Here is a 17296-nt window from a genome sequence, read left to right as displayed (position 1 = left end):
GCCGACCACACGACGGGAGGCCCGGTACCAGCTGGTACCGGGCCTCCCGTCCGTCGTGTCGTCGGCGCCGTCAGCGCTCCGTGCGCGACTCCTCGACCCCGTCTCCGGTCGGCGGCGTGTCCGACCGAGCGTCGAGCCGCGGGTCGAGAACCGGGTCGGGCGAGACGGTCTCGGTGCCCGGCACCGGATCGTCCGACAGCGCGATCCGCTCGGCCGGGGTGGAGCCGAGCACACCGCTCGGCACCGCTTCGACGGCTGCTCGGCGTCCGCGGACCCGCTCCTTCACCGCGCGCCACGGACGGGCGAGCCCGCTGCCGAGCGGGCGCTCGGTGGGTGCGTCGACCTCGAGCCCGTAGTACTCGCCGACCTTCTCGAGCAGCAGTGCCCGCTCGGCCTTGTCGTACGCACGGCGCTCACGGGTGAACGCGATGATCGTCGCCCAACAGGTGAGCAGCAGCACGACGCTGAACGGCAGCGCCGTGGTGATCGCCGCCGTCTTCAGCGCGTTCAACCCGCCGGTCAGGAGCAGGGCCACGGCGAGCAGGGCCGAGACCGTCGCGAAGAAGACGCGGAGCCAGTTCTTCGGCTCGATGTCCCCGCCGGACGCGATCATCGCCATCACGAGCGACCCCGAGTCGGACGAGGTGACGAAGAACACGCCGATGAGCAGGATCGCGCCGAAGGTCAGGACGACCCCGGCCGGCAGGTCCCCGAGCAGCGCGAAGAGCGACCCCTCGACGTCGACCGTGCCGTCGGCACCGATCAGGCCACCGGCACCGTCCGTCTGGCGGTGGATCGCCGCACCACCGAGCACGGCGAACCACAGGAACGTGAGCGCGGTCGGGACGAGCAGGACACCGAAGACGAACTGCCGGACCGTGCGGCCCTTCGAGATGCGGGCGATGAAGATGCCGACGAACGGCGCCCACGACATCCACCAGCCCCAGTAGAACGTGGTCCAGGCGCCCTGCCACTCCTCGCCGGCCGCGCCCTGCTGGGCGGTGACGTTGAACGACAGGCCGACCAGGTTCTGCAGGTAGGCGCCGATCGACTGCACGAAGTCGCGGAGCAGGAACTGGGTCGGCCCGACGATGAGGACGAAGAGCAGCAGCGCCGCGGCGAGCACGAGGTTGAAGTTCGACAGGATCTTCATGCCCTTGGTCACACCGGTGACCAGGGACACGATCGTCACGGCGGTGATCACGGCGATGATCGCGAGCTGACTGACGAGGCTGCTCTCGGCGATGCCCGCGGCTTCCAGTCCGGCACCGATCTGGATGACGCCGAGGCCGAGCGAGGTGGCGACGCCGAACAGGGTGCCGATGAGGGCGATGACGTCGATGAGGTTGCCCCAGCCCCCACGGACCCGGCTGCCGAGGAGCGGTTCGAGTGCCCAGCGGATCGAGACCGGGCGGCCGCGGCGGTGGATCGCGTACGCCAGGGCCAGGCCGAGGACGACGTAGATCGCCCAGGCGTGCAGTCCCCAGTGCAGGAACGTCTGGGTGAGGGCCTGCTGCGCGAGTTCGCTCTCAGACCCGGTGACGCCCGGGCGCGGGGACGCGAAGTGGCTCAGCGGTTCGGAGACGCCGTAGAAGACCAGCCCGATGCCCATGCCCGCCGCGAAGAGCAGCGAGAACCAGGACCCGGTGGAGAACTCGGGTTCGTCGGCGTCCTTCCCGAGCTTGATGTCACCGAACTTGCCGAAGCCCACGAAGAGCGAGAAGCCCACGAAGAACGCGGCGACGAGGACGTAGTACCAGCTGAAGTTGCGGACGATGCCGCCCTGCAGCGCGAGGAACACGGCTTCGGCGGAGGAGGGGGCGATGAGCGTCCAGGCCACGAAGCCGAGCACGATCACGGCAGCGGGCCAGAACACCCACGTCCGGAGGCGCGGGGTGGTGGTCACGGGCTCTCCGAGGGGGCCGCCGTCGGCGGTCACGGCCCCGGAGGCGGGTGGTTTCGTCGTTGCCATGCCGTCCATGGTGCCTTCCGTAGGCTCCGAACGACGATTCGTCGGCGTGGTGGCCCCGGTGGTCGCCCCTTGCCGACGTCAGTGGTGGCCGTGCACCTTCGCGTGCCCGAGGCCCCGGCGCATGAGAGCCCGGTTCACCGGCGTCGTGACCACGAAGGCGATGACGAGCGACAGGGCCAGCGCATCCCAGAACAGCCACTGGTCGAGCTGTGCGTCGAGTGCTCCCGGGATCGCGACGACCACCGTGTTGTCGATGACCTCCATGACGGCGATGGACACCGTGTCCGCGGCGAGCGCCACGCTGAGCGCGGCACGGAACGACAGGCCGGAGCGCAGGACACCGCGCATGGTCAGGGCGTAACCGAACACGAAGGCGAGCACGATCGACAGCACGATCGTCCCCACGTCGTGCAACCCGGTCGCGGTGCCGATCACCATGCCGAGGACCTCGCCGATCGCGCACCCCGTCAGGCAGTGCAGCGTCGCCTGCGCGGCCGTCGACCACGTGGTCGTGCCGTGCCCGCTCACCGTGCGCCCGCGTCGACGGAGCGGAAACGGCGGAGGCGGAGGCTGTTCGTCAGCACGAAGACCGACGACAGCGCCATGGCGGCGCCGGCGATGACCGGGTTCATCAGGCCGGCCATCGCGAGCGGGATCGCCGCCACGTTGTAGGCGAAGGCCCAGAACAGGTTCGTCCTGATGGTGCGGAGGGTGCGGCGGGAGAGTCGGACCGCGTCGACGGCGGCGCGCAGGTCGGCTCGGACGAGGGTGATGTCGGCTGCCTCGACGGCGGCGTCGGTCCCGGTGCCCATGGCGATGCCGAGGTCGGCGGCGGCGAGCGCGGCGGCGTCGTTCACGCCGTCACCGACCATGGCGACCGTCCTGCCGGCGGCCTGCAGCTCGGTGACGATGCGGTACTTGTCCTCCGGTCGGACGCCGGCCGTGACGCGGCTGATGCCCACCTGGGCCGCGACGCTCCGGGCGACCCCGTCAGCGTCCCCGGTGAGGAGCATCGTCTCGAGCCCCAGGTCGTGCAGGTGCCCGACGGCCTCGGCGGCACCGGGTGCGACGGTGTCCGAGACGACGACGAGCCCGCGGACCCGGCCGTCCCAGGCGACGGCGACCGCGGTGCGTCCGGCGTCCTCGGCGTCGGTCACGGCGGTGGCCAGTGCATCCGGTACCGGGACGGCCCAGGCGTCGTGGAGCCAGGCGGGTCGGCCGACGAGCACGAGGACCCCGTCGACCACGGCCTGCACGCCGAGGCCGGCGGTGGACGTGAACGACTCCGGCCGGGGCACGTCCGGGACGGCGGCGACGAGGGCGCGGGCGATGGGGTGCTCGGAGCCGGACTCGGCGGCGGCTCCGGCGCGGAGCACGGCGTCGGCGTCCTCGCCGTCGGCCGGCAGGACCTCGGCGACGCGCATGGTGCCGGTGGTGACGGTGCCGGTCTTGTCGAGCAGCACGGTGTCGATCCGACGGGTGGCCTCGAGGACCTGCGGCCCGCGGATGAGGATCCCGAGCTGGGAACCGCGCCCGGTGCCGACGAGCAGCGCGGTCGGGGTCGCGAGCCCGAGCGCGCACGGGCAGGCGATGACGAGCGTGGCGACGGCTGCGGTGAGGGCGGCCTCGACGTCGCCGGTGAGCAGGAGCCAGCCGCCGAGGGTGAGGGCGGCCAGCACGAGCACGACGGGGACGAACACGCCCGACACCCGGTCGGCGAGCCGCTGCACCTCCGCCTTGCCGGTCTGGGCCTCGGTCACGAGCTTCCCGATGCGGGCGAGCTCGGTGTCGGCGCCGACGCGGAGCGCCTCGACCGTCAGCAGGCCGCCGACGTTCACGGTGGCTCCCGTCACCGCGGCGCCGGGACCGACCTCGACGGGGACGCTCTCCCCCGTCATGACGCTCGTGTCGACGGCGCTGGTGCCCTCGACGACGGTGCCGTCGGTGGCGATGTGCTCCCCGGGCCGGACGACGAAGCGGTCGCCGACGCGGAGCGACGCGACCGGCACCTCGACCTCGCGGCCGTCGCGGAGCACCCGGGCGGTGCTGGCTCCGAGCGCGAGGAGGGCACGGAGGGCCGCGCTCGACCGGGTCTTCGCGCGGCCCTCGGCGTACCGGCCGGCGAGGAGGAACACCGTGACCGCGGCGGCGACCTCGAGGTACGGCTCCGGGTCGGCTCCGCGCGGGGCGGTGAGCGCGAACGCCATGTGCATGTCGGGTCCGCCGGCGCCGCCGAGGACGAGTGCCCAGAGGGACCAGGCGGTGGCCGCGACGACGCCGAGGCTGACGAGGGTGTCCATCGTCGCCGAACCGTGCCGGGCGTTCAGGGCCGCGGCGCGGTGGAACGGCCAGGCGCCCCAGGTCGCCACCGGGGCCGCGAGGACGAGTGCGACCCACTGCCACCAGGGGAACTGGAGCGCGGGCACCATCGACAGGGCGACGACCGGGACCGCGAGCACCGTGGAGACGACCAGGCGGCGACGGAGCGGGGCGAGTGTGTCGACGTCCGGCTGCTCGGGCTCCGGCAGTCGCGCGCCGTACCCCGCCTGCTCGACGGTCGTGATGGCGTCGTCGACCGCGACGCCGTCGGGCAGTGAGACCGTGGCCGTCTCGGTGGCGTAGTTCACCGTGGCCGTGACCCCCGGCATCTTGTTGAGCTTCCGCTCGATGCGGTTCGCGCACGAGGCGCAGGTCATGCCCTCGATCGCGAGCTCGACCGGGGTGGCGGCGGGGGTCGTCGTCGTCATCGTGGTCAGCGCTCCGACAGCGAGTAGCCGGCGTCCTCGACCACGGCGTCGACGGCGGCCGCGTCGAGGGGCGCAGTGCTCGTGACGGTCGCGGTCGACGTGCCGCCGGCGACGAGGTCGACCTGCACGTCGGTCACGCCGGGGAGTCCACGGAGCGCCTCGTCGATGCTCATGACGCAGTGCGCACAGGTCATGCCGTCGATGCCGTGGGTACTGATCTGCTGCTCGGCCATGCGGCCCTCCTCGTTCGGTCGTCGTGCTCCGGGTACCCTAGGGGGGTACCCCTACCGTAACGCCGACGACGAGGATCTGTTCCCGATGGCCGAAGACACCGAACACCACCACGGCTACATCTCCGCGAAGGAGGACTACCTCGGACGCCTGCGCCGGATCGAGGGCCAGGCGCGCGGACTGCAGCGGATGGTCGAGGGCGAGGAGTACTGCATCGACATCCTCACCCAGGTCTCGGCGATGACGAAGGCGTTGCAGGCGGTGTCGATGGGTCTCCTCGAGGACCACCTGCGGCACTGCGTGACGGACGCCGTGGCCCAGGGCGGCCGAGGTGCCGAGGAGAAGATCCAGGAGGCGACCCTGGCCATCAAGCGCCTCGTCCGGTCGTGACGGCCACGAAGCGTGTACTGCTGGGTTCTCCGACCAAACCGACTGCTGGTTCGATCCGAATGTCCTGCGAGGCGCATGGCAACCGACCGCGTCGACTCCTGACGAAGGGTTCCCTCATGACCACCACCGCATCGACCCGCTCCGACCACGGTTACGGCCGGACGCTCACCCAGAAGGGCGCGCTGGTCTTCGGCGTCGTCTTCCTCATCGTCGGCATCGCCGGCTTCATCCCCGGCCTGACCATGGACATGGGCAGCATGATGGCCGCCGGCAACGACTCGGAGGCGCAGCTCCTGGGCCTGTTCCAGGTGTCCGTCCTGCACAACATCGTCCACCTGCTGTTCGGCATCGTCGGCCTGATCGCCGCGCGCTCGTTCGGCTTCTCACGCCAGTACCTGCTCGTCGGCGGCATCATCTACGCCGTGCTCTTCATCTACGGCCTCTTCACCGCCGGCATGTCCAGCGCCGCCAACTTCGTGCCGCTGAACAGCGCCGACAACGTGCTGCACCTGATCCTCGCCGTCGCGATGATCCTCCTCGGCATCGTCCTCCCGCGCGCCGGGGCTCGCACCGCCCGCTGACCCCAGCGACGCAACTGACGGGAGGCCCGTGACCAGCCGGTCACGGGCCTCCCGTCCGTTCTGCGCGAGCGTCGGCTCGCGCTGGTGCGCTCAGCCCTGCGGCGGCGAGTACAGCTGCAGGTCGTTGCCCTCGCTGTCCTTGAAGGGGATGATCTTGCCCCACGGGTGCTCGCTGATCTCGCCCTGGATGTCCGCGCCACGCTCTTTGAGCGAGGCGACCTCGTCCTCGATGCTGCCGTCCGGCTGGAACGAGACGACCGCGCCGCCGTCGCTCGACGGGCTGGCCGACTCGCGCCCGTTCAGGCCGATCATCAGGCCGTTCGCGTCGATCTCGCTCCAGTCCTCCGACTGGTCCTTCACGGTGAGGCCGAGGGTGTCGCGGTAGAACGCGACGGCGCGCTCCATGTCGCTGACCGGGACCCAGACTGCTGCGATTCCGCTTGCCATGGTGTTTCCTCTCGTCGTGGTGTGCCCTCGACGGTAGGCCGCGCCGTGTCGAGGACACCCAGTCCGGCGGCGCTCCGGGGTACGTCCAGGCCCGGCGGCGCAGGCTCGGTCCGGACACCGTCGGACGGCCGGGGGTGCAGTGGAGGAGGGGTCGCCGATGACCGAGATCGTGCACGTCGTGCTGGTGGAGTGGGACACGGAGGACACCGCCGTGCCGGAGCGGGCGACGGCGCTCGCACACGAGCACCTGCCCACGATCGACGGCGTGGTGTCCGTCGAGACCGGCCCGAGCGTCAGTCCCGAGGGGCTGGAGGGTGGCTTCGACTGGATGCTCGTCGTCCGGTTCCGGCACGCCGCGGCGCGGGACGCGTACCTGCCACACCCGGAGCACCGGCCCGTGGCAGACCACATCGGGGCGCACGCCAGGCGGGTCGTGGTGTTCGACGTGGCCGGCTGACGGACGGGAGGCCCGTGGCGGGGTCGCCAGGGGCCTCCCGTCCGGTGCCGGTCCGGTCAGGCGTCTCCGCGGCGTGCGCCCGGGGTCAGGGGCGGCCGTCCTGCGCGTCCACGACGCCCGGGGTCGGGGTCGTCCCGGTGAAGTCGTCGCGCATCGTGCCGACGCCGCGCTGCGGGTGCGCCCGGTCGAGGTGCTTCGCCCGCGACGCCTTCCGCGGCTCGGGGTCGACGTGCATCGCGGTGTTCCGGTCGTCCTGCAACGTCGGCTGCACCTCGCCCTCGCGGTTGAACGACCACATGAGCATCGGGTCGCCGACGGGCAGCGGATCCGCCTCGTGGCCACCCATCGGCGAACTGTGCCACGTGTGCCAGGTCTTGCCGTACGAGTTGACGAGGTGGCCCATCAGCTCGGTCTCGACCGCGATCGGCAGTCCCGGAGCGACGAGCTCGCCGGAGAAGACCTCGTGGTTGTGCGGGTGCCAGGACGGCTTCTCGTCCTCGGGCAGCGAGTCGAACAGCCGCTCGGAGACGATGTACTCCACGCCGATCAGGTTGGCGTCCGCGGTGTTGCCGTCGAAGAGCACGCACTGCAGCATCTCGGCGTTCACCACCTTGCAGTAGTGGTGCGCCTCCATCTGCACGTCGGGCTCGCCCTTGACGCAGTGGAAGCCGACCACGTACACGTCGAATCCCTTGAGGGGGTCCGTCGGCTGCAGCAGGTCGGCGCCGCGGTCGAGCAGGGCGAGGCGGAAGCCCCGGTCCTCGCCCGGCGGGGTGACCCCGGTCGACCGGGCGGGGACCGTGGGGTTCCGCGGCACGCGTCAGCCCTCCTGGGGCTCCGCCGGCTCGCCGCCGGAGTCCACGTCGCTGTCCTGCTGCGGGTCCTCGGTGGCGTTCCCCGAGGCGGAGCCGTCGGGCAGGTCCTCGGTGCGCTGGGCCTCCTGGTCGGAGACGTCGTCCGGGCCGGTTCCGTTCGTCGTGTCACTCATGCACGGCACGGTACGCGGCGTGCGGTTGCCGCCGGTTCAGGCCGGGACCGACCCGACGACCGGACCCGGCGTGCAGACCAGAGCCGACCGACCGGCCACCCCTGACCCGTCGGGTCAGCCGTCGCGACGGCCGGTGCGGAGGCCCGGGAACTGGTCGTCGCGCCACTCCCCCTCGAGCTGCGGGCCGCCGAACGCCTCCTGCTCGCGGGCGCGCAGCTCGACGCGGCGGATCTTGCCCGACACCGTCTTGGGCAGCGGCCCGAACTCGACGCGACGGACGCGCTGCCACGCCGGCATCGCGGTGCGGGCGTGCGCGAGGATGTCCCGCGCGGTCTCGGCCGTGGGCTCCCACCCCGCCGCCAGTGTGACGTAGGCCTTCACGACGGTCAGGCGCTCCTCGTGCGGGGCCGGCACGACCGCCGACTCGGCGACGGCGGGGTGCTGGAGCAGGGCGCTCTCGACCTCGAACGGCGAGACCTTGTAGTCGGAGGACTTGAACACGTCGTCGGTGCGGCCGACGAACGTCAGCGACCCGTCCTCGTGCCGGGTGGCCACGTCCCCCGTGTGGAAGTAGCCGCCGCGCAGGGCGTCGTCGGTCCGCTCCGGGGCGTCGAGGTACCCGGCCATCAGGTTCACCGGCGTCGTCGTGAGGTCGAGGCAGACCTCACCCTCACCCGCGCCGGGCTCCCCGGTCAGCGGGTCGACGAGTTCGATCGCGACCCCGGGCAGCCCGTGCCCCATCGCACCGGGTCGGACGGTGTCGCCGGGGGCGTTGCCGACGATCGCGGTGGTCTCGGTCTGGCCGTACCCGTCGCGGATCGTGCGGCCCCAGGACTCCTCGACGAGCCGGATGACCTCGGGGTTGAGGGGCTCGCCGGCGGAGACGACCTCGCGCAGGGCGGTCGGGCGGCTGCCGAGGTCGGCCTGGATGAGCAGTCGCCACACGGTCGGCGGTGCGCAGAACGACGTCACCTGAGCGCGCTCGAGCTGGTGCAGCAGTGCCGCCGGGTCGAACCGCTCCTGGTTGTGGACGAAGACGGTGGCCTCGGCGATCCACGGTGCGAAGAAGCAGCTCCACGCGTGCTTGCCCCACCCCGGCGAACTGATCGCCAGGTGGACGTCACCGGGCTCGAGCCCGATCCAGTACATCGTCGTCAGGTGGCCCACCGGGTAGGACGTCTGCGTGTGCACGACCATCTTCGGCTTGTCGGTCGTGCCGGAGGTGAAGTAGACCAGGCAGGGGTCGGACGCTGCCGTCACCACCTCGGGCTTCCACTCCCCCGCTGGCGCCGGTTCGCCGAGGTCGCTCGGGTACGTCGTCCATCCGTCCGCGGTTCCACCGACCACGATCCGCGTGAAGTCGCCCGTCAGGTCCGCATACTTCGGCGTCTCGCGCAGCGTCGTCACGACGTGGGCGACACGTCCGCGGTCGATGCGGTCCTGCAGGTCGGCCCCGCCGAGCATCGTCGACGTCGGGAGGATCACGGCGCCGGTCTTCATGACGGCGAGCATCGACTCCCAGAGCTCGAGCTGGTTGTCGAGCATGAGCAGCACGTGGTCGCCCTTCGCGACGCCGAGGTCGTGCAGCCGGGCCGCCAGCCGGTCGGACCGGGCGGACATCTCGGCGTAGGTGGTGCGTGACTCGCGGCCGTCCTCCTCGACGATGACCAGGGCGTCCCGGTCGTTGCCGGCCGCGATGCCGTCGAACCAGTCGATCGCCCAGTTGAACGTCTCGCCCACGTCGGGCCAGCGGAACGCCTCGCGCGCTGCGGCGCTGTCGGTTCTGGCCGCGAGGAGGACGTCCCGGGCGGCACGGAGGGCGGAGGCGGGTTCAGTGCGCATGCACTGACCTTGCCTCATCGAGGTGGACCAGCGCACGGCGACACCGCGCTGTACCGCATCCGGACAGCCGGAGTCAACCCCTCGCGGCCGCGGACTCGTGCTCCGTATCGTCCTGGACGGTGTGCTCTGCCACGGGCACGTGCGCGCCCGGACGACAGCAGGATCGGCCCGGCAGCGCGACTCGACGAGCGAGAGGAGTGACCCGAGGATGACGACAGTCGACGACCGGACCACCGGCCGCACGACGGACACCGCCCTCCGCAGTACCGTCCGCATCGAGGCCCTCGGGGACGCCCCGGACGCAGCCGTCCTCGACCTCAGCGGCTTCTACGCCGGCCGACACTGGGCCGCTCGTGCCACCGACCGCCCCTTCGGGTACCGCTACACCGCGGTCGGGGACGGCGACGTGACGCTCCGTCGGTCGCAGATCAACGGGTTCATCCGGGGCTTGATCCCCGCGTCAGAGGACTACGTCGTCCAATGGCTCACCGCGGGGCACGGCGTGCCGGACGTCCGGCACGACCGCGTGCCGATGTCCGGCGACGTGCCGATGCTCTTCCCGACCGCCCGGGAGTTCGTGTTCGAGTACCAGGACTACGACCAGCGCGTCGTGCACCTGTCGCGCCGACTCGTGCACGAGGTCGCCGACGAGCAGTTCCACACCGGCCAGGTGGCGGACCTCGGTCTCGACCACCTGCGCACCCTCGACCCGGCCGCCGTGACCCAGTGGCGCAACAGCCTGGCCCTGCTCTCCCGCGAACTCCGCACCGGCGGCATCGACACCCTCCTCTGGCACACCCTCACCCGCGGCACCGCCGCAGCGTTCCTCCGGATGTACCCCCCGACCGTCGCGGCCCTGCCGCCCGCCGTGCTCCTGCCCCGGCGCGCCCGCCTCCGCGCCGCCGTCGAGTACGTCCACGAGCACGTTGCCGGACCGATGAGCGTCTCGGACATCGCCGGAGCCGCGGGCCTCAGCGTCCGGGCCACGCAGGAGGCCTTCCAGCGCCACCTCGGACTGACACCGATGCAGTACCTGCTGCACGTCCGACTCGAGCACGTGCGACGCGAACTGATGCAGGCGGACCCCACCGCCTCGGCCGTGCAGGCGATCGCCCGCCGGTGGGGGTTCGCGCACCTGGGCCGGTTCTCCGCCGCCTACCGCACTGCTTACGGCGAGTACCCGAGGAACACGCTCCGTCGCTGACCGTCGCGACAGCCCGACGCCGGCGACGGGTCGCCGTCAGCCGAAGTCGTAGTCGTCGTGGCGCGTGTCCGGGTCCTCGTGCACCGGACGGACGGGTCCCGCCGCCACAGCCAACCGCCGCACGTGCTCCACGAACGCGGTGTCGTCCACGTCGGCGTCCCGGCCGTCGTCGGTCGCCGCGCTCAGCGTGATCTGGCTCGCCGGCCCGATCAGCAGCGTCTCGACGGCGGGTCGGCCGTCCCCGTCGACGACCGGGACGTCGAGCGTGTCGGTCTTCCGGTTCGCACCGAGCACCGCGGCGTAGTGGATGACGGCGTCGGCAGCGCCGTCGCTCGTCCGGATCGCCCGGCCTGCGTACTGGATGTCCTTCATCCGGCCAGTCAACGTCGTGGCGGGTGCGACCGGGCTCAGGTCCTCCAGTGGACGCACCGCCCGGGCCACCGCATCCGTCGGCCGGAACAGACGGAGGCGTCCCCGTGTTGCACCGGGTACTGTCGCAGCCAGCGTCACGAACCACGGAGGTACCGATGACCACCACCGAGACCGCGATCCTCGCCGGCGGATGCTTCTGGGGAGCGCAGCAGCTCCTCCGCCGCCGCCCCGGAGTCCTCAGCACCCGTGTCGGCTACTCCGGCGGCGACGTCCCGAACGCCACCTACCGCAACCACGGCACGCACGCCGAGGCCGTCGAGATCGTCTTCGACCCGTCGGTGATCTCGTACCGCGAACTCCTCGAGTTCTTCTTCCAGATCCACGACCCGTCGACGAAGAACCGCCAGGGCAACGACGTCGGTGTCAGCTACCGGTCAGCGATCTTCTTCACCTCCGACGAGCAGCGCGACGTCGCACTCGACACCATCGCGGACGTCGACGCGTCCGGCATCTGGCCGGGCAAGGTCGTCACCGAGGTCACCGCGGCCGGCCCGTTCTGGGAAGCCGAGGAGGAGCACCAGGACTACCTCGAGAAGATCCCGAACGGGTACACCTGCCACTACGTGCGCCCCAACTGGGTGCTCCCGAAGCGCAGCGAGGCGGCCGCGACGGCCTGAGCGCTCGGCGCGAGCACCTGTCACCACGGGAGGCCCGGTACCGGTCGGTACCGGGCCTCCCGTCCGCGTCGTCAGACCCGATCAGCGGGGAGGCCACCCCCGGCGGCGGACGTGGCGCCGGCTGCAGCGGCACCGGACCGGGCACGCCGCTGTGCGAAGATCGCAGGGTGGATGCCCCTCGACGACCCGTGGCCGTCGTCATCGCCGCCATGAGCGAAGAGGTCGCCGCGTTCACGGACCTGTTCGGCGGCGAGCCCGTCCTGCACGGTCCGACCGGCGGCCACGACGAGCACCACCTCATCGACGTCGAGGGCAGCACGGTCGCCGTCCGCCGCAGCGGGATCGGGTTCACGAACGCGACCGCTGCCGTCGCCCACGCGTTCCACGACTTCGGATCCGGAGTACCGGTCATCAGTGTGGGGACCGCCGGCGGCCTCGCCCGGGACGTCCAGCTCGGGGACGTCCTCATCGGTGACTGGTACGTGAACCTCAACGCCGATGCGACCGCCTTCGGGTACGTGCTCGGCCAGGTGCCGGGCATGCCGCCGGAGTACGCCGCCGACGCCGGCCTCATCCTTCGCGCCCGCAGCGTCACGACCGACGACGTCGTCCGGACGGCGTCGATCGGCTCGAGCGAGGTCTTCGTCACCGACAGCCGGGCCCGGGACCTCCGACGCACCTTTCCGACCGTCGCAGCCGTGGACATGGAGTCGGCTGCGATCGCGCAGTTCGCCTCCGTGCACGCCATGCCGTTCGTATCGATCCGTGGCATCAGCGACCTGTGCGCCCCGGACGGCGACGAGTTCCGGGAGCACCTCGATGACGCGGCTGCGCGGGCGGCGCGGGTTGCGCACGGGGTCGTCGTGGGGCTGGCGCGGGGTGCGGTGCTGCCGAGGGGCTGAGTCCGTTGGCGATCGCGTTCTTCCTCACCGACCCGCCAGCGCCCAGGGCGCGCCCGCGATGGTCGACTTCAGCGCCGCATCCGCCGGCGCCGTGCTCAGCGCCGAGCGGCGGGAATCCACAGGGGCTGAGCAGCACCGCGACACCACTCATGAACTCGACGGCGCTCCGTCCGCGCAGTTGTGGCGGCGCTCGAGGAGACCGTCAGCGGCCTCCTCGGTCGCGGCGAGGGCGTCGACGACGACGCGCGGTCCGGCTTCGTGCGGCCGCCGAGGCCTTCGGGGCCGTGACGGTGGCAGCTCGCTGCTCCGTCATCGGTTTGCGGGCGGGACGCCTGCGGAGCAGGATGTCCCCGACGGGTCGCGGGGGCGGCCGGAGGGGGGACCATGGCCAGGGTGGAGTTCGACGACGGCGCGGCTGCACGTCTCTCGACGGCGCTCACCTTCGCGGCGGACGCGTTGCGAGCGCAGGCAGGAACTCGGCGCTCCGCGGTCGAGCACGCCGTCGACGAGTTCGAGGGCACTTACTCGGACCGCTTCCTGGAGGCGGCGCGGATCGAGGCATCCGACCGACCGAAGCTCGAGGGAGTCCTCGTGGGACTCGCAGACGTCGTGGCTGTCGTGGCCGACGAGGCAGATCGTGAACGTCAGCGGCAGGAAGACCTCGCCGCGTGGCAGATGCGAGAAGCGCACCGGCAGCGGGAGGCCGCGACCGACCCGATCGGCTCGGTGAAGGCCTGGGGAGAGGGGGTCTTCGACCCGAGACCGTCCGACGTGCCCATCCGACCGACGCCGATCGCGGCGTCTTTCTCGGCCCGGGCTCGGTACCGGTCGGGTGGCGGCACGGGCGGTGGACGGAGTTCAGCGAAACCCGCGAACCTCCGCTCGTTCGCGAGGTCGACGCGCGCGACCGACCGCGCCACCCAAGCGAAGCTCGCCTCCTTGCGCTCCGCGTGGAACGGCTTCGTCTCGTCGTGCCCGTGGGCTCGGATCGAGAGCGCGACCTTCCTGATCGGTTTCGACGACCTCCTCGCCGAGAACGCAGCCGACGCCGCGTGGATGGACGAAGTCGCAGACGCCTTCGACCGCGCTGGTAGCGGGCGCTCGCTCGCGAATGCGGCACTCGACATCGCGGTCGCCGGGCGACTCCCCGCAGCGCTCAGGAAGGCGCTCCGTCCGGGCCTCGACCCCTCGGAGATCGCCGAGCTCTGGCAGGAACTGCCGTGGGCCGCGCGGAACAAGACCGACGAGGCCGACCTGGCGGCGCTGCCCCTCCCCGTCCTCGCGCAGATCGGCAACCTTGAGGGTGCACCCTACTGGGCGCGGAGCATCGCCAACGTCGCGGTGCTCAACGACCGGATCTCGGAAGCCAAGCGGACGTCGAGCGGCAACCTGGGCGCGCTCGACGAGATCAAGTGGTCCTTGAAAGGCAGTGAGGACGCTCCTCGATTCCTCGTCTCGCTCAGTGCGGACGAGCCGCCGCTCGCCGCCGTCTCCATCGGCGACCTCGACACCGCTCCGAACGTCACGTGGGCGGTCCCCGGCATGGGGTCGAGCACGAAGGAGATGACGGATTGGACGAACGCGGCGCAGAACCTCTACGACGCACAGGGTGACGTCACGGGCGACCGTCCTCGCGCGGTGATCGCATGGCAGGGCTACAAGTCGCCGCCGATCCCCGTGCAGCAGGCTCTGGACCTCGGCGTTCTCCGGACCGAGGCGGCGCAGCCAGGAGGTGATCTGCTCGCGGCCTCCGTCCTCGGCCTCACGGCCGCGCGCGCTGGCGACATGCCGATGACGAACGTCGCCGCACATTCGTACGGCACGACCACCGCTGCCTTCGGGCTCACGCATGACGGTGTACACGTCAACACCTTCACGACGTTCGCCTCGGCGGGCATACCGGACTCGATCCCGGATGCGAACGCGCTTCACGCAGGACATGTGTACGCCGGTCAGGCGCGGAACGTATGGCCGATCGAGAAGGGGGCGGGTGACCAGTACGCGGCGCTCGGGCGGGACAAGAGTCATGACCACCAACAGGACCCGACCGACTCGTCCTTCGGCGCCACGGCGTTCGGAGCGGATGGGGACGACGGGGAGCTACCGGTGACCGACCACGGCGTGCACGTCGACGAGGAGGGATCTGGTTACCTGGACCCCGGCACGGAGTCGCTCCACAACATCGCACTCACCACGACCGGCCAGGGTGGCTCCGTCACGCCGTACATCCCGAAGGGGCGGACACCATACGAGCAAGCCGTCCTTGACAGTCTGCATTCATCGGGGGCTCGATGAGAACACTCACCAGCCGAGCGGTTGCGACCATCGCACTGCTCGTCGCCGTCCCGTTCCTACTCACCAGCTGCCAGCGAGGGCCGACCGTGCAACCGAACGAAGCGAAGAAGGACATCGTCGACGTCGTCGACCGAACGACGGAAGCGCTCGGCGGCAAATGGACGGTCCGACGAGGACCGGCACTCGGCAAGTGCCCGGCGACCGCGGAGACGGACGGGGTCACCTGGACCTACATCCTCGACCGCGACGAGGTCGGCGACCAGACGGCGGACCGGGCGGCGGTCAAGGACCTCTGGGACTCCTCTGGGATCACAACCTCGGACTACGAGAGCGGCGGGGCGGATCCACTCCGGAGCGTCGTCGGTCACGGTGGACCGACCTGGTCGATCGAGTTCCTCACACGCTCCGACGGCTACACGGTCCATGGGGTGTCCCAGTGCGCTGACGGGGACTACAAGGAGATGCTGCGACGCGGCGAGGATTGACCTTCGGTTTGCTAGCCGAGCGGCAGCCGTTCGGTGACCCGGCGACGGCTCCGAGCCGGCCCAGGGTTTCGTGCTCGTATGCGAATGGGCATCGGGATGGGGGCAGGTACCAGACGGCGCAGCGATTCCTGCAGGGTGCCGGCTGGCGGCAGCGTTTGCGCGGACAGGACGAGCAGGGTCACGCAGTCGGAAAGTTTCACGATCGACGCACGGAGCGTAGAACTCCCTAGGCCGACGGGAACGACGCTCACGTTTGAAGCATCGAAGCTTCTCGAGGTCGATCACGCAGAACCATTTGAAAAAGAGAAAACCCCCGCCGAAGCGGGGGTTTTCTGCGGCGGGTCATTTGCACGTCTCGGCCGTCCGCATCGGGGTGCCGTGTCGTGCAACCCGGTCCGGTCGACTCGCTGCCCGACCTCGGGTCGGCACGAGCGGGCACCCGCACCGGTGTCCGAGGGGCAGGTGGGGGGCGGCGCGGTGACCAGCTGCTGCCGGTCGGGGGGGTCAGTCCGCGCGCGGGACACCGTCGCCCTGGGCGTCCGCCGCTCGGTGTCCCCGTCGGAGCTCCCGGATGAGTCGACCGAGCCGGAGGAAGGCGGGGTCACGTGGGGCGGGCGGCTCCTCGACCACGAAGCCGTCGTCCGTCGGGGCGGCGAAGCGCGCGCAGACGCACATGTTGCAGATCCAGAGCCACTCGTGGACGGCCAGGCTCACTCCGAAGTACGGGTTGCGGGCCAGCTGGAGGGGCCGGGAGCACCGGGGGCAGGGCGGAGCCGACGGGACGGAGGGCGCCGACCGGTCCCCGCCCTCGGCTGCACGGGACGTGACGGACCGTGCCCGCGTCACCAGCCGACTCCCGTCCGTGTCGTCGAGCCGGGTGCACCGGATCGACGGGAGCGGTACGTCGCAGGGTGCACGCGCGCACACGCACCGGCGCCGCGGACCAGTCCGACGTCGGCGATGCGGTCGCTGAGGTCGAGCAGGTCCGCCGCTGCGCGTTCGAGCCCGTCGAGGACCGTCTCGAGCGCGCACCGCCACGACGGGTCGGCTGTCGTCTCGACCACCCCGAGCAGGTCGGTGTCTGCGGGCAGGGCCCGATCCCGGGCCAGGGCGAAGACCTCGAGGTCGCGGTCCAGCATCCGTCGCCGGAGTCGGTTCGAGTCGGCGACAGCACGCTGGAGCGCCTCCGGTCGCCCGGTTCCGTCGGGAGCGGCAACCAGGCCGGTGAGCAGCGCGCGCTGGGTCACGAGCAAGGTGATGAGGGCATCGCGTTCCTCCAGGAGGAGCAACGCGAGCGTTGTCGGGGTACGCACGGTCGTCGGTGAGCCGTGGTCACGGGGCTTCGTACCAGCAGCACGGTTCACCTGCGGGGACGAGCGTTCGCTCCCGTCGTCCGTTCAAGCAGACGGGAGGCCCTTGACCGTTCGACGTGTCAGTGGCGGTCCGTCATGGCGGCGAGGGACGGGAGGGTCGACCGGCTTCGGTGGCGGACGGACATGGGGTTCCTTCTCGGTTCGGTAGCCCGGCTGACCGCGTGGGTCCCGTGGCTTTGCGTCCCCGGCTCGCGCCGGGTTTGCCGTTGTCGTCGAGAGCGAACAGTGCGTTCACCCTGCGTTGTGGAGGCGACGATAGACACCAACGGACCGCGAGAGCAAATGCGCCCGTCACCGGACGAAACTCCTCGCCGCGACGTCGTCCGGTGTCAC

At 71.2% G+C, this 17296-nt stretch carries 19 protein-coding genes and 1 riboswitch; of the genes, 8 read left to right on the top strand and 11 right to left on the bottom strand.

All coding sequences use genetic code 11. The features are described from left to right. Window positions 1-70: 70 nt before the first annotated feature. The 4 genes from DEJ18_RS00875 to DEJ18_RS00860 all read right to left on the bottom strand — a co-directional run bounded on the left by DEJ18_RS00875 (window position 71) and on the right by DEJ18_RS00860 (window position 4952). Window positions 71-1972, bottom strand: coding sequence for a BCCT family transporter (locus DEJ18_RS00875; RefSeq protein WP_258377000.1), 1902 nt, complete (start codon window positions 1970-1972; stop codon window positions 71-73). A 78-nt stretch (window positions 1973-2050) separates the two neighbouring features. Beyond that, complete coding sequence (locus tag DEJ18_RS00870) at window positions 2051-2500, bottom strand: DUF4396 domain-containing protein (protein WP_111211357.1); 450 nt, start codon at window positions 2498-2500, stop codon at window positions 2051-2053. Then, window positions 2497-4719, bottom strand: coding sequence for a heavy metal translocating P-type ATPase (locus DEJ18_RS00865; RefSeq protein WP_111211356.1), 2223 nt, complete (start codon window positions 4717-4719; stop codon window positions 2497-2499). Before DEJ18_RS00865 ends, DEJ18_RS00870 begins: the two co-directional genes overlap by 4 nt. A gap of 5 nt (window positions 4720-4724) precedes the next feature. Beyond that, the gene (locus tag DEJ18_RS00860; protein WP_111211355.1) at window positions 4725-4952 is read right to left on the bottom strand and encodes a heavy-metal-associated domain-containing protein; all 228 of its coding nucleotides are present in this window, start codon (window positions 4950-4952) and stop codon (window positions 4725-4727) included. A gap of 85 nt (window positions 4953-5037) precedes the next feature. On the opposite strand from DEJ18_RS00860, the gene DEJ18_RS00855 reads away from it, so the two are divergent. Continuing rightward, window positions 5038-5340, top strand: coding sequence for a metal-sensitive transcriptional regulator (locus DEJ18_RS00855; protein WP_111211354.1), 303 nt, complete (start codon window positions 5038-5040; stop codon window positions 5338-5340). A gap of 116 nt (window positions 5341-5456) precedes the next feature. After that, window positions 5457-5921: a DUF4383 domain-containing protein gene (locus DEJ18_RS00850; protein ID WP_111211447.1), complete on the top strand. Its 465-nt coding sequence runs from the start codon at window positions 5457-5459 to the stop codon at window positions 5919-5921. 90 nt (window positions 5922-6011) lie between these two features. Here DEJ18_RS00850 and DEJ18_RS00845 read toward each other — a convergent pair whose 3' ends face one another. Next, the gene (locus tag DEJ18_RS00845; RefSeq protein WP_111211353.1) at window positions 6012-6368 is read right to left on the bottom strand and encodes a VOC family protein; all 357 of its coding nucleotides are present in this window, start codon (window positions 6366-6368) and stop codon (window positions 6012-6014) included. A gap of 157 nt (window positions 6369-6525) precedes the next feature. Between DEJ18_RS00845 and DEJ18_RS00840 the strand changes: the two genes are divergently transcribed. Further along, window positions 6526-6825: a Dabb family protein gene (locus DEJ18_RS00840; RefSeq protein WP_111211446.1), complete on the top strand. Its 300-nt coding sequence runs from the start codon at window positions 6526-6528 to the stop codon at window positions 6823-6825. Window positions 6826-6910: 85 nt separating this feature from the next. Here the strand turns inward: DEJ18_RS00840 and DEJ18_RS00835 are convergent, their stop codons facing one another. The 3 genes from DEJ18_RS00835 to DEJ18_RS00825 form a co-directional block, all read right to left on the bottom strand. Next, window positions 6911-7642 (bottom strand): OBAP family protein, encoded by a 732-nt coding sequence (locus DEJ18_RS00835; RefSeq protein WP_111211352.1) that lies wholly within the window; start codon window positions 7640-7642, stop codon window positions 6911-6913. Between the two features lie 3 nt (window positions 7643-7645). Further along, complete coding sequence (locus DEJ18_RS00830) at window positions 7646-7813, bottom strand: hypothetical protein (RefSeq protein ID WP_181431207.1); 168 nt, start codon at window positions 7811-7813, stop codon at window positions 7646-7648. 114 nt (window positions 7814-7927) lie between these two features. Further along, complete coding sequence (locus DEJ18_RS00825; protein ID WP_111211351.1) at window positions 7928-9655, bottom strand: AMP-binding protein; 1728 nt, start codon at window positions 9653-9655, stop codon at window positions 7928-7930. Window positions 9656-9863: 208 nt separating this feature from the next. Between DEJ18_RS00825 and DEJ18_RS00820 the strand changes: the two genes are divergently transcribed. Beyond that, window positions 9864-10859, top strand: a complete 996-nt coding sequence (locus DEJ18_RS00820; protein WP_111211350.1) for a helix-turn-helix transcriptional regulator — start codon at window positions 9864-9866, stop codon at window positions 10857-10859. 36 nt (window positions 10860-10895) lie between these two features. Here DEJ18_RS00820 and DEJ18_RS00815 read toward each other — a convergent pair whose 3' ends face one another. Further along, complete coding sequence (locus tag DEJ18_RS00815; protein ID WP_111211349.1) at window positions 10896-11231, bottom strand: hypothetical protein; 336 nt, start codon at window positions 11229-11231, stop codon at window positions 10896-10898. A 155-nt stretch (window positions 11232-11386) separates the two neighbouring features. Here DEJ18_RS00815 and msrA point away from each other — a divergent pair, with 155 nt between their 5' ends. From msrA to DEJ18_RS00795, 4 genes are all read left to right on the top strand, one after another. After that, window positions 11387-11908 (top strand): peptide-methionine (S)-S-oxide reductase MsrA, encoded by a 522-nt coding sequence (msrA, locus tag DEJ18_RS00810; RefSeq protein WP_111211348.1) that lies wholly within the window; start codon window positions 11387-11389, stop codon window positions 11906-11908. A gap of 188 nt (window positions 11909-12096) precedes the next feature. Next, on the top strand, window positions 12097-12810 hold the full coding sequence (gene mtnN / locus DEJ18_RS00805) for a 5'-methylthioadenosine/S-adenosylhomocysteine nucleosidase (RefSeq protein ID WP_111211347.1): 714 nt from the start codon (window positions 12097-12099) through the stop codon (window positions 12808-12810). Window positions 12811-13194: 384 nt separating this feature from the next. Then, window positions 13195-15105, top strand: coding sequence for an alpha/beta hydrolase (locus tag DEJ18_RS00800; protein ID WP_111211346.1), 1911 nt, complete (start codon window positions 13195-13197; stop codon window positions 15103-15105). An 86-nt stretch (window positions 15106-15191) separates the two neighbouring features. Next, on the top strand, window positions 15192-15590 hold the full coding sequence (locus tag DEJ18_RS00795; protein WP_111082202.1) for a hypothetical protein: 399 nt from the start codon (window positions 15192-15194) through the stop codon (window positions 15588-15590). A gap of 504 nt (window positions 15591-16094) precedes the next feature. On the opposite strand, the gene DEJ18_RS00790 is transcribed toward DEJ18_RS00795, so the two are convergent. Then, window positions 16095-16304, bottom strand: a complete 210-nt coding sequence (locus DEJ18_RS00790; RefSeq protein ID WP_111082201.1) for a hypothetical protein — start codon at window positions 16302-16304, stop codon at window positions 16095-16097. Between the two features lie 128 nt (window positions 16305-16432). Further along, a complete protein-coding gene (locus DEJ18_RS00785) occupies window positions 16433-16903 on the bottom strand; it encodes a hypothetical protein (protein ID WP_146241622.1) in 471 nt (156 codons plus the stop codon). A gap of 200 nt (window positions 16904-17103) precedes the next feature. Next, window positions 17104-17178: riboswitch (cyclic di-GMP riboswitch) on the bottom strand. Window positions 17179-17296: the final 118 nt, after the last annotated feature.

Origin of the sequence: Curtobacterium sp. MCSS17_015 (genome assembly GCF_003234265.2) — a bacterium.
Taxonomy (GTDB): Bacteria; Actinomycetota; Actinomycetes; order Actinomycetales; family Microbacteriaceae; genus Curtobacterium.
Note: the sequence above shows the minus strand (reverse complement) of the source record. Positions and strands in the feature narration are given on the sequence as shown.